The organism is Shimazuella sp. NTD250 (assembly GCF_059510375.1).
Genome location: NZ_JCAJZS010000003.1, coordinates 392,486 through 404,553, shown reverse-complemented (window position 1 = coordinate 404,553; position 12,068 = coordinate 392,486). Strand labels below are relative to the sequence as shown.

The following is a 12,068-nucleotide window of genomic DNA, read 5'->3' as shown; positions in this document are numbered from 1 at the left end:
TAGGCTTTTTCTTTGCTGTTTATATTATGCTATAAAAGAAACATCAGCGGAAACCGCAATTGGAGCGCCTATGCTATGTCCACCACCTAATACGATGGAGACCGTTGGTTTGCTCATGGTGGCGATCATCTCAGAAATGGCTAATCCTGCTTCTACATCTCCACCAACCGTATTTAAGATCAGTACTACTCCTTCGATTTTTGAATTCTGTTCTGCGGCGACAATTTGAGGAATGACATGCTCATATTTGGTTGTTTTGTTTTGTGGCGGCATTACTAAATGTCCTTCGATTTGCCCAATGATGGGCAAGCAGAAAATATTTGATTCCATTTGTGGTACATTGGTCTGCCCTAACTGCTGTATTGCTTGGACCACGTTTTTCTTTTTCGCATCTTCTTGGATTTCTGGTTCATCATTCATTAGCAAAATCCACCTTTCTATGTTTTCCTTAGTATGAACCAAACAAAAAGAAACTCATCCTAATTTTCAGGATGAGTTTCTTTTCTTGCTAAAAGATAGGCAATGCTAAAGCAAACGATGACAAAACTAGCAACTGCATGATTTAGATCATTTCCCGCTGTTTCTGGTAATGTTCCAGGCTTTGTCTTAGGATCTGGAGTTTCTTCTGATGACACTGCGACTTGGTCGGTTGGAATACTTTTCTTGTTGGTTTGTGTATTGATGTCACTGTCTTTAGTTGCTCCAGAAACAGATTTGTTTTGAATCGTTTGTTTGTCTGGTTGAACATTTCCAGCAGATGCGGTTACTTTTTGTTCCTCAGCAGATGAAGTCGTAGAATTTGAAGAATCATTATTTGATTTAGATGAGGTCATAGCCGTTTTCTGATTGGATGGAGGAGGTGATTCAGATGTTTTTTGCTTAGATGTGGATTTTGATTCGGTCGGTTCTGATTTATGTTCGTTCGATTGCTTCTCATGATTGCTTTTTTCCGAACCTTTTGATTCCTCTTCCTTATGTTTTGTAATAGAAGTATCTTCTTTAATTGGCTCATCAATTGGTAACGTCTCTTTTACTGTTGGTTCATCAATTGGAGGTTTTTGCGGTGATAATTCAGATGTTTTTATTTCTGACTGTTTTATAGAAGGTTCAACTTGATCGACATGTGACTGTGCCGAAGGTTCATCTAATGGAGATGAACTTGGAGGCAATTCCTTAATACCAAAAGCAAACGCGCTTCCTATCCCTGTTGTTAACCCGATTAGGCTAGCAAATAAAATTATTAAAATAGCATTACCTTTTTTGTAAGTTTGCTTTGGAATGGGTTTGACCTCTTTTTTGGGTTGTAAAGCATCAACTCGAAATCCTTCTAAAGATTTTTTGGGATCCATCTACATCCCTCCTTTCGGAGCTATTCTAATATTATGACAAATAAATTGAAATAGCAACAACTTAAGCGAAATTTAGGAATATATTGCCTTATGAAAAAAATATCTTCTTTGACAAAGAAACAGCAAAAATCACAAAGAAAAACCAGAAAGGAAACGTTCTTCCCTTCTGATTTCTTTGACTTAACTTTTTAATAAATAATCATTACCTTCATTATCTTGAAACTGCACAAAAGTACCCCATTGCATTTTTTGTGGTTCTCCTGAAAAATTAACACCTTTTTCCATAAGATGTCGATAAGTTTGTTCTACATTATCACACACAAAAACGATGGATGCTTTATGTTCATCTGCGCTAGCCATCATGGATTTTGGATAAATCACGAGATGAGTTAGAGCTTTTTCAGGGGCAACTTCCAGCCAATAACTATCTGATCCCATTTGCTTTTTCTCTTTTTGAACAAATCCCATCTGTTCTATCCAAAAGTGCTCCGCTGCCTCTTGATTATTTACATAAACGGCAACGGTGGCTATGTTTGTTAACATGTTAAAAACCCCTATACTTATATACTAAGTATAAGATTTCCGTTCCAATAGCCAAATATCCATAAAAAAACTCCATTTGATATGGAGTTTAGATTAGGATGCCTTCTTCTCTTCTGTCGGTTCTTTATCATCCGAAATTTTTATATTTTTTAGAAATGGGGCAAATACCAAGCCTGCAATAACAAAAATCAATCCAACAATAAAGACCAAATGAAGAGAATCCACTAAAGTACCCTTTAAAATAGGTACAAATATATTTTGCATCGCTTGAGGAATTTTGTTCATCGTTTCTGAACTGAGCAGCATCGAATATAGCCCTTGTGGATTATTTGCCACCAGCTCTTTCATATGTGTCACCAGCTCATGTGCCTGTGGTGGCAATTTGTCTAACGTCGGAACCAATTGATTCGTTAATAAAGTAGATGATTTATGGTTCATAATTGCACCTAAAATGGTCATCCCAAAAGTACCACCAATTTGACGAAAAAACTGACTTGATGAAGTTACTACGCCTAATTCTGACTTAGGAAAAGACTCCTGAAGAGCAAGTGTAAGTAAAGGCATAATGAGTCCCATACCTAACCCTAGAATAACCATATCTGTCATTGCTTGTAGCTTTGATGTTTCCATTGTCATCGTAGACAATAAATAAAAACCAAAAGACATCACAGCCATCCCAATGATCATTTGAATACGGATACCAATCTTCTTTACCAATTGTCCTGCTAAAATACTAGCTAGAATCATTGCAAACATCATAGGTGTCATGACTGTTCCCGATGCTGAAGCACTAATCCCAATGATACCTTGCATAAACAGAGGAACAAACATGATCGCACCGAACATTCCTAATGACATCAAAAATCCAATTCCATTTAATAACGTAAAGGTCCTATTTTTAAATAGATGCATAGGTAAAATTGGTTCTTCTGCACGATTTTCCACTATCACAAACGCTACTAATCCCACTACAGCTAAAGCGAACAAAGAAATAATTTGCCAGGATCCCCAAGAGTACTCATTCCCACCAAATGTGAGTGCGAGTAGAAGACTGACAACACCCACGATCATAGTAAACATCCCAAGAATATCGAATTTAACTGGTCCTTCAGCTTTATGACTTTTTAATCCCATGGCAATAAAGATAAAAGCCAAAAGGCCGACAGGGAGATTGATATAAAACACCCAACTCCAGTTTAATGAATCGACGATCCAGCCACCCACTTGAGGACCAACAACAGAAGCTAAAGCAAAAATGCCACCAAAAACACCTTGCCATTTGGCACGCTGGGCCCCGGTAAATATATCCCCAATAATGATCATGGCCATTGGCATCATAACTCCGCCACCTAAACCTTGTAGTGCACGATAAAATATCAATTGATCCATGGTTGAAGCTATACCACAAAGAGCTGAGCCAATCATAAAGATAAAAATACCCGATAAATAAACAACCCTGCGACCTAACAAATCTGCTAACTTCCCAGCAATCGGTACAATTGCTGTAGAGGTTAACATGTATGCAGTAGTCAGCCATGTCATTAATTCTAGTCCGCCAAGCTCCCCAACAATTTTCGGCATTGCTGTACCGACAATCGTATTATCCAATGCCGCAAATAACATAGCTACTATTAACCCTGTGATCAATAAGCCGTTACCTGAGTTTTTTTCGTCTATCTCTGTAACATGCAAACTTGCTGAATTCTGACTCAAACTAGCTCACTCCTTAGAGTCTACACGAGAAAGTTTTCTAAATATGGATACAAGCGAATCTAATTCATCTCGATCAAGATGTGACAAGTATTTCACTAGCACTTGTTTTCTTTTCTCTAGTGTCTCATCCAATGTTTTATTTCCTTCTTCTGATATCTGGATAAAAACGACCCTTCGATCTTGCTCATCTCGGTCTCGCAATACATATCCTTGCTTTAAAAGCCTATCTATCATTGCTGTAATGGCACTTGGTTTAACCGTCATCTCTTCCGCTAGGCTAGAAACAGTACTACGACCTTTTTTACGAAGCAATTGAAGTATATAGAACTGTGGTCCTGTTAATTTAGGCTCACAATCTGTAGTTTGTTTGCTAATTCGTCTCATGGTAAGTAAGAAAATTTGTTGCAGTTTCTCTACATAATGTTCAAGCTCTTTATTCTCCACTATATTCCCTCCTTTTTTATCCCTAGCATATAAACTATTGATATCTTTAATATTTAATATAGTTAACTATACGCTACTAAAACGCTATGGTCAACCACTACAAGAGTACAATTTTAATTATAAATAATTAACTAAATATTCCTACTTTAATCCGAGGTTGATCTAGAGTGAATAATAAAATAATATTATAAATGTTAAAGATAATTGCTATGAACATGGAAAAATTGCCATATGCAAAATAATTTACAAATACAATTTTAAAGATTATATTGGTAGTATGAAATTAAAACGCTTTCAATTGGCGTGTTACTGGTAATGCAGGCATAAGCCAAAAAAGATCTCCAAAAACAAAGATCTTTTTTGGCTTTTTATATGTAAATCACATATAAAGTAAGGTGTTGTTGATGAACCAAGATCCCGCATATATTGTAAATCATGTATTTAACAATAACGTTGTCTTAGTAACAGACCCATCATCCAATAAAGAAACGATCTTGCTAGGAAAAGGACTGGGCTTTCAACAAAAAAAAGGCACACACCTCCCACACAACGATGTCCGCATTGAGAAAAAATTTCACTTAGAAGATGAACAATATTTAGCTCAATACCGGGACTTACTCACACAAGTCGATAAAGATGTATTTGGTATATCTGAGGAAATCATCGGACTTATCTCTAAAGAATTTACAGACAATATAAATGAGTATGTACACCTAGCATTGCCAGACCATATTCAGTTCGCCTTGTATCGCATGCGAAACGGATTAAAAATTATTAATCCGTTTCTATTTGAGATAAAAACCTTGTACAACAAAGAATTTTCATTAGCCGTTCAAGCAGCAGAGTTACTTTCCAACACATTTGATATGGAGATACCTGAAAGTGAAATAGGATTTTTAGCTCTACATATTCATTCAGCATTAAATTTTGTACCTGTCCATCGAACCGTAACTTTTGCTAGCTTATTAGCAGATTTTGTGGAGATGGTGGAAAAGGAACAAAAACATTCCATTGATCGAAGTAGTACAGAGTATCTTCAATTCGTAACAAATTTTCGTTTTGCTGTTGAGCGGGAAAAAAAATCTATAAACAAAAACTCTTCCCTACTTGGAAGTATTGAATCTACTTTACCGGTTGCTTATTCCTATTCCAAAAGACTATTTTGTTTAATAGAAACTCGTTTGGAGATAATTCCAAATAGGGAAGAAATCACTTTACTTTCAATAGACATTGATCGCTTGATCCAAAGAGAAAAAGATTTTTGATGTTCTCAAAATGGTTTTGATCGAAAAAATTAACCAGATTGCCACTCCCCTTACAGGCAATCTGGTTACATTAGACCAAGTTCCTGCTCCTGTTTTTTCTCAAAAAATGACAGGTGATAACTTTACTCCATATGTACAAGTTTGGAGATGAAGTGAAAAAAGATGAAAAACTAATTGATTTTGATATGCTTAACATAAAAGCAACTGGGTATCCAACCATTTCCCCTTTCGTCATTATAAATAACGAAATCGTTGCTGGAAAAAACGATATTTATCCATTCACCTAAAGTAGGAGAAATGCTATGAGTAAAACAGCTCTTTTAGGGAAGGTAATCACCAAACATCACTGCATGGACGAAGGTATTGTTGTCGTAGAAAATACTAAAATTGTCTTTGTTGGAAGCCAAACAGATTACGATCTTCAAAAAGATTCTGATATACATGTTTTGAACTATCCTAATGGCTGGATTATCCCAGGATTGATTGATATACATGTCCATGGTAATGCTAACTTTGATGTTATGGATGGCAAAGTAGAATCTTTGCATGGAATTGCTAAAAGTTTAAGCAGTTATGGTGTAACGAGTTTTTTGGCAACGACTATGACAATGCCTATGGATCAAGTCATTCAAGCTATTCATGCTGTATTACAATACCAAAAATATCCAAGCCCCTATGCCAGACTTATTGGTGTCCACCTTGAAGGTCCATTTATAAGTCCAAAGCAAAAAGGCGCCCAGAAAGAAGAAGACATCTTACATCCGACTCATGAAAAGCTGGAACAAATCCAAACTTTACTACAAGACAAGCTCAAAGTGGTTACTATTGCACCTGAAATACCATATGCCATAGAAGCCATTAGAATCCTAAGCAAAAACGGTATCATTTGTTCAATTGGACATTCAGACGCAACGGAAGAGCAAGTAAAAAAAGCTTTGGATGCTGGAGCTACTCATTTTACACACCTATTTAATGCAATGAGAGAGTTACATCATCGAGAACCTGGTGTAGTAGGAAGCGCTCTTATCAATCATGCGTCATCGTGTGACATTATTGCTGATATGGTCCATGTTCACCCTAGCGTTGTGCGTCTTGTCTTTGAGCTAAAATCGAGAGAAAAGCTTCTATTGATCAGTGATGGTATGCGTGCTGTGGGTATGGGAGATGGCACTTTTCATTTGGGTGGTCAAAAAGTAAATGTTCATCACTGTATTGCTCGATTAGATAACGGAGCCCTAGCTGGCAGCACTTTAACTTTAAACAAAGCTGTACAAAATATGGCAAATACAGTCGGTATATCACTTGTGGATGCAGTATATATGGCTTCCACTGCACCTGCAAAAAAATTAGGAATTGATCACCATAAAGGTAGTTTAGAAATAGGAAAAGACGCCGATATAGTAGTAATGTCTGATGGTTTTAACGTGAAACTTACTATGATTGAGGGACAGTTCGTTTATCAGGAGGATCATCCATTTTGATACAACTCGCTATTTTCGAAGATTACCAATCATTGAGCAGGCAAGCTGCAAAACATATTGTTGAGCTCATCAGAAAAAAACCGAATGCTGTTCTTGGACTAGCTACTGGTAGTACACCACTAGGATTATACCAAGAACTTGTAAAAATGTATAAAGAATCAAAAGTCAATTTTTCTGATGTTGTTACATTTAATCTTGACGAATATGTTGGTTTACCACGTGATCACTCCCAAAGTTATTATTACTTTATGAATCAGCATTTGTTTTCCAAAGTTAACATATTGGCAGCAAACATTCATTTTCCACAAGGTTTGTTTGAGGATGCTGGAAAAGCTTGTCGAGAATATGAACATCAACTTCAAGACATTGATCGTATTGACCTGCAAATACTCGGAATCGGTTCAAATGGGCATATTGGATTCAACGAACCAGCTGATAGAATGACATTGGAAACGCATATTACAGAATTAACTAGCAGAACAATCACCGACAATGCTCGATTTTTTAATGGCTCAGGAGAGGTTCCTCGAAAAGCTATCACCATGGGAATCGGCAATATTATGAGAGCCAGAACCATTTTACTTCTTGCAAACAATGAAACAAAAACTGCTGCACTCAATGCAATGTTTTCTGGAGTGATTGACCCGAACATTCCAGCTTCCATTCTGCAACTACATGAAAATGTGATTGTTTTTGTAAGTAGCGAAGTGGCCAAAAACTTAAGATATCGTTCCACTGCATTGGTAAATTAGCAAATAGAAATGAGAGGGATAAGAAATGCTACAAGGAATTCCAGTTTCATCAGGTGTCGCAATAAATAAAGCTTTATTTTTGCAAAATAGTCCTGTCACCACTGAAAAGAAAAGCATTACGAAAGATCAAATCGCTTCTGAACAAAAAAAATTAGAAACAGCATTAGACAAGACAGAAGAACAGCTTACTGAACTCCACCAACAATTACTTGAGTCGGTAGGAGAAGAACAAGCTTCTATTATGTCTGCACATTTGGTATTACTCAGAGATCCTGCATTTATAGATGAAATAAATAACCGTATTGAAAACAATTTGATTGATGTATCTTCCGCTGTACAGATGGCCGCAGATCAATTTGTTCAGCTTTTTGAATCCTTGGATGACGAATATATGAGAGAACGAGCAACAGACATCAAAGATATCGCGAATAGACTCATATCCAACATATTAGGTAAGAACGATAAACAAACAATCGATACGGAAGAAGCATTTATTTTGGTATCAGATGACCTCACTCCTTCTGAGACAGTAACACTTCCTAGAGAACGAGTTGAAGCGATTATCGTAGCCAAAGGCGGAAAAACGTCTCATGCTGCTATTCTTGCTCGTTCTCTTGGTATTCCAGCTATTATGGGTGTAGGCGATCAACTGGCCAATGGAGTAAAAACTGGTGACATTCTTATTATCGATGGATCAACTGGAGAAATTTATATCAATCCAGAATCATCATTGATTCAAAAATACCAAGAAAAACAACAAGAAGAAAAAGAAGAAAAAGAAGAACTCGCAAAGCTAAAAGATAAAAAAGCAACAACTCGCGACGGAAATGAAATCGAGCTTGTTGCAAATATAAAAGGACCACAAGATGCAGAAGAAGTCCTACAACAAGGAGGTGAGGGGATCGGTCTATTTCGTAGCGAATTTCTCTTTATGGATCGCACTTCACTTCCATCTGAAGAAGAACAGTATGAAGCATATTCCCAAGTAGTAAAAAAATTAGGAAATAGACCAGTTATTATTCGCACTTTAGATATTGGCGGAGATAAACACCTTCCTTATTTTGACTTACCAGAAGAAATGAATCCTTTTCTAGGATGGCGAGCAATTCGTATTTCCTTGAGCAGACCAGAACTTTTCCAAGTCCAGCTTCGAGCACTGCTTCGGGCGAGCGCTCATGGGAAAGTAAGAATTATGTTTCCTATGATCTCACACTTAGAACAAATTCAAGAAGTAAAAAGAATCTTAGAAGAAACAAAAAAACAACTGACAGCAGAAAATATCGCTTATGATCCTGAAATTGAAATTGGAGTAATGATAGAAATTCCAAGTGCTTGTCTGATTGCAGATGAATTGGCGAAAGAAGTTGATTTCTTTAGCATTGGTACCAATGACCTTGTTCAGTACACGCTAGCAGTAGATCGAATGAATGAGAAAATAACAGATCTCTATGATCATTTTCATCCAGCTGTTTTGCGTCTGATTAAAATGGTGATTGATGCCTCTCATCGCCATAACATTTGGACTGGTATGTGCGGGGAAATGGCTGGAGATTTACAAGCGACTGAGATATTGCTCGGTTTGGGTCTTGATGAATTCAGTGTTTCCCCCACCCTACTACCTAGAGTTAAGCATCAACTGTTACAACTTTCTACAGATAAAGCTAAACAAACAGCTGAAAAGACTCTAAGTTTTGGTACTTCAAAAGAAGTATTAGAATATATAACAGCCTCTTATTAATGTCAGTTAAAGTAGTATCCGTCTTTGATGGGTACTACTTTCTGAAAATATATGATGCATAAACAAGGAGGTATCTTCAGTGCTAGCATTTTTGCAAAAGATTGGTAAATCTCTTATGCTACCCGTAGCAAGTTTACCAGCAGCAGCTATCTTGCTTCGATTTGGAGCGATAGACTACATCAAAGATTTTCATCTCGGTACTACTGTAGGAGGATTTCTAAACCAGTACATTGCACCTTTTTTATTAGCAGGTGGGTCCGCTATATTTGATAATCTCGCACTTATTTTTGCTGTCGGGATCGCACTTGGACTAGCAGGTGATGGAGTTGCTGCTTTGGCTGCTGTCATGGCATATGAAATTTTAGTCAATGTATTAGCTAAAGTACCAACTGCCTTTGGTTTTATCGCAAATGATGTAAAATTAGATATGGGTGTTCTAGGGGGTATTCTAGCTGGTGCGTTAGCAGCTTACTTCTACAACAGGTATCATGATATTAAACTTCCTGATTGGTTGGGTTTTTTTGGTGGAAAAAGATTTGTACCGATCATCACTTCCCTTACCATGGTTATTGTGGCACTACTCTTTGGACTGATTTGGGGACCTGTTCAACATGCACTTGATATTTTTGGTAACTGGGTAGTTAGCCTTGGAGCAATCGGCGCTGGAATTTACCAATTCTTTAACCGTTTACTCATCCCATTTGGCCTTCACCATGTTATAAACTCCATTGCTTGGTTCCAAATTGGCAGCTTTACAGATCCTGTCACACATAAAGTCGTTCACGGAGATCTATACCGCTACTTTGCCGGAGACCCTACAGCTGGTATGTTTATGGCTGGATTTTATCCGATCTTAATGTTTGCACTTCCAGGAGCAGCACTTGCCATTATTCACACTGCAAAACCAGAAAAAAGGAAATTAATTTCATCCATCTTTATTGGTTCTGCTTTAGCAGCCTTTTTGACTGGTATCACGGAACCAATTGAATTCGCTTTCATGTTTGTAGCTCCTGCACTTTATGGACTGCACGCTATTTTATCTGGTATTGCAGGATATATTGTAACTGCTATGGGCATTAAAATCGGATTTGGCTTCTCTGCAGGATTGATCGACTATTTCTTAGCATATGGAAAAGCTACAAAGCCATTACTTTTGATTCCGATAGGACTTATCTTTGCTGTTGTGTATTATCTGCTATTTCGTTTGATTATTACAAAGTTTAACCTGAAGACCCCTGGTAGAGAAGATGAAATGGAGGAAAATGACAAAGAAATTGGAAGCGTTTCCAATTTGGATGATAAAGCCTCAAAAGTTCTAACTATGGTGGGCGGAAAAGAAAACATTGTCGATGTAGATGCTTGTATCACTCGACTACGCTTAGTTGTCAAAGATGATAAATTGACTGATGACGATGGATTGAGAAGCTTAGGAGCAGCAGGTATCATGAAATTGGGTAAAGGAGCAGTACAAATCGTATTTGGTACCCAATCTGAACAAATAAAAGATAAAATAAAGAAATTATTATAACAAAAGAACCCTAGTAGAGCTTTTTACGCTACAGCAAAACCATACCAATTGCACTGAAGAAAAATACCTAGGCATTCTACTTGCTTAGGTATTTTTTATGCTTTTGAACATCCTGCAACTTAAAACATAGGATGTTAAGCCGGTAATCTGTTTATCTTTCATTACCTAACCCCGTTACCATCAGGATTAGGTTGTAGAATGATTTTTCAAATTCCAATCTTGCTTCCCTTTTTATCTTACATTTATCGTTAGTTATTCAATCACAAACCTATATTTCCTTCGTGGCTAAGTAATAGGCACCCTTTGTAGCTGGTACTGCATCGAGCACCAATGTGATAGGAACTTGAATGATACTGGATAAATATTGTTTATAACTATCCATTACTTGTGGAATATGTTCAAAAATACTCCCGCTCAGAGCAATGGTAATCGGATCGTCATGACCTAATTTTCTACAACAATTCCATGTCATACTTCCTAGTTTTTGACCTGCATCATACAATATTCGGCCAGCAATAGCATCTCCTGTATCAGCTAAACGTGTTACTACTTTACTTAGCTTTGCAATCTCAGCTTTTGGTCTACTATACGCAAATAGCTTAATATCTTGTGGATCTGTATAGCCCATCTCATCTAACAATGCGCTGCTCAGTTGACATAATGGTAGAGACTCATCTGTCTCCATAATCATCTGACGAAAAGCTTCCATCACAATCCAATAACCACTACCTTCATCTCCTAGTAAATGTCCCCATCCCCCACTAAAAACACATTTATCTCCTTTGATCCCAACTGCAATTGCACCTGTACCAGATATCGCTAAAATTCCATCCTCACCTTTTAACATTGCTGCGTGAGCAATAATCGAATCGTTTACTACACTTATTTTAGTTTGGAATTCATTTGTTATGATTTGAATGAGTTCATCTTTATTCTCAATTCCTTCACTGCCTGCAATCCCTAGATAGATATATTTGCAATCCTCTTTTCTAAGATTCTCTTGAGCTTGATCAATAGCTACGAGAATATGTTTGGTTGCCTCCTTAAAATTAACCATTACATTACTGAAACCACTTCTTCCCTCTCCCAACACATTTCCATCTAGATCATAAGCAACTGCTATCGTTTTGGTACCGCCTCCATCAACGCCTATCACATATTGCAACTCGAACACCCTTCCTCTTCTTGAAAGCAAAAGTTCTTGCCTGTTTTTTTATACTTGTAAGAATCGTCTTAGTCAAGAATTTTTCTTACT

11 protein-coding genes and 1 pseudogene are annotated in these 12,068 nt (G+C 37.1%); 6 read left to right on the top strand and 6 right to left on the bottom strand.

What is annotated here, in order from left to right:
- Positions 1 to 27 precede the first annotated feature (27 nt).
- The 5 genes and pseudogenes from AC5WOF_RS10195 to AC5WOF_RS10175 form a co-directional block, all read right to left on the bottom strand.
- Positions 28 to 420 (bottom strand): annotated as a pseudogene (locus tag AC5WOF_RS10195) (ClpP family protease); the annotation flags it as partial.
- 59 nt (positions 421 to 479) lie between these two features.
- Complete coding sequence (locus tag AC5WOF_RS10190) at positions 480 to 1,349, bottom strand: hypothetical protein (RefSeq protein WP_496049843.1); 870 nt, start codon at positions 1,347 to 1,349, stop codon at positions 480 to 482.
- Positions 1,350 to 1,529: 180 nt separating this feature from the next.
- A complete protein-coding gene (locus tag AC5WOF_RS10185; protein ID WP_496049842.1) occupies positions 1,530 to 1,892 on the bottom strand; it encodes a VOC family protein in 363 nt (120 codons plus the stop codon).
- Between the two features lie 93 nt (positions 1,893 to 1,985).
- Complete coding sequence (locus tag AC5WOF_RS10180; protein ID WP_496049969.1) at positions 1,986 to 3,569, bottom strand: DHA2 family efflux MFS transporter permease subunit; 1,584 nt, start codon at positions 3,567 to 3,569, stop codon at positions 1,986 to 1,988.
- Positions 3,570 to 3,611: 42 nt separating this feature from the next.
- Complete coding sequence (locus AC5WOF_RS10175) at positions 3,612 to 4,049, bottom strand: MarR family winged helix-turn-helix transcriptional regulator (protein WP_496049841.1); 438 nt, start codon at positions 4,047 to 4,049, stop codon at positions 3,612 to 3,614.
- 404 nt (positions 4,050 to 4,453) lie between these two features.
- On the opposite strand from AC5WOF_RS10175, the gene AC5WOF_RS10170 reads away from it, so the two are divergent.
- The 6 genes from AC5WOF_RS10170 to nagE all read left to right on the top strand — a co-directional run bounded on the left by AC5WOF_RS10170 (position 4,454) and on the right by nagE (position 10,813).
- Positions 4,454 to 5,314 (top strand): PRD domain-containing protein, encoded by an 861-nt coding sequence (locus AC5WOF_RS10170; protein ID WP_496049840.1) that lies wholly within the window; start codon positions 4,454 to 4,456, stop codon positions 5,312 to 5,314.
- A 131-nt stretch (positions 5,315 to 5,445) separates the two neighbouring features.
- A complete protein-coding gene (locus AC5WOF_RS10165) occupies positions 5,446 to 5,601 on the top strand; it encodes a hypothetical protein (RefSeq protein WP_496049839.1) in 156 nt (51 codons plus the stop codon).
- A 15-nt stretch (positions 5,602 to 5,616) separates the two neighbouring features.
- Complete coding sequence (gene nagA, locus AC5WOF_RS10160; protein WP_496049838.1) at positions 5,617 to 6,795, top strand: N-acetylglucosamine-6-phosphate deacetylase; 1,179 nt, start codon at positions 5,617 to 5,619, stop codon at positions 6,793 to 6,795.
- Positions 6,792 to 7,547 (top strand): glucosamine-6-phosphate deaminase, encoded by a 756-nt coding sequence (nagB, locus tag AC5WOF_RS10155; protein ID WP_496049837.1) that lies wholly within the window; start codon positions 6,792 to 6,794, stop codon positions 7,545 to 7,547. The genes nagA and nagB overlap by 4 nt, the downstream gene beginning before the upstream one ends.
- A gap of 25 nt (positions 7,548 to 7,572) precedes the next feature.
- On the top strand, positions 7,573 to 9,285 hold the full coding sequence (gene ptsP, locus AC5WOF_RS10150) for a phosphoenolpyruvate--protein phosphotransferase (RefSeq protein ID WP_496049836.1): 1,713 nt from the start codon (positions 7,573 to 7,575) through the stop codon (positions 9,283 to 9,285).
- A gap of 79 nt (positions 9,286 to 9,364) precedes the next feature.
- Positions 9,365 to 10,813, top strand: a complete 1,449-nt coding sequence (gene nagE, locus AC5WOF_RS10145) for an N-acetylglucosamine-specific PTS transporter subunit IIBC (protein WP_496049835.1) — start codon at positions 9,365 to 9,367, stop codon at positions 10,811 to 10,813.
- A gap of 268 nt (positions 10,814 to 11,081) precedes the next feature.
- Here the strand turns inward: nagE and AC5WOF_RS10140 are convergent, their stop codons facing one another.
- Positions 11,082 to 11,987 carry an N-acetylglucosamine kinase gene (locus AC5WOF_RS10140; RefSeq protein WP_496049834.1) on the bottom strand — a complete coding sequence of 302 codons (906 nt, stop codon included), beginning with the start codon at positions 11,985 to 11,987 and terminating at the stop codon, positions 11,082 to 11,084.
- Positions 11,988 to 12,068: the final 81 nt, after the last annotated feature.

What these genes read in the sequence shown, in the direction of transcription:
- AC5WOF_RS10190 (WP_496049843.1), bottom strand. Translation starts at nt 1,349, where the DNA reads ATGGATCCCAAAAAATCTTTAGAAGGATTTCGAGTTGATGCTTTACAA.
- ptsP (WP_496049836.1), top strand. Translation starts at nt 7,573, where the DNA reads ATGCTACAAGGAATTCCAGTTTCATCAGGTGTCGCAATAAATAAAGCT.
- AC5WOF_RS10170 (WP_496049840.1), top strand. Translation starts at nt 4,454, where the DNA reads ATGAACCAAGATCCCGCATATATTGTAAATCATGTATTTAACAATAAC.
- AC5WOF_RS10185 (WP_496049842.1), bottom strand. Translation starts at nt 1,892, where the DNA reads ATGTTAACAAACATAGCCACCGTTGCCGTTTATGTAAATAATCAAGAG.
- nagA (WP_496049838.1), top strand. Translation starts at nt 5,617, where the DNA reads ATGAGTAAAACAGCTCTTTTAGGGAAGGTAATCACCAAACATCACTGC.
- AC5WOF_RS10165 (WP_496049839.1), top strand. Translation starts at nt 5,446, where the DNA reads ATGTACAAGTTTGGAGATGAAGTGAAAAAAGATGAAAAACTAATTGAT.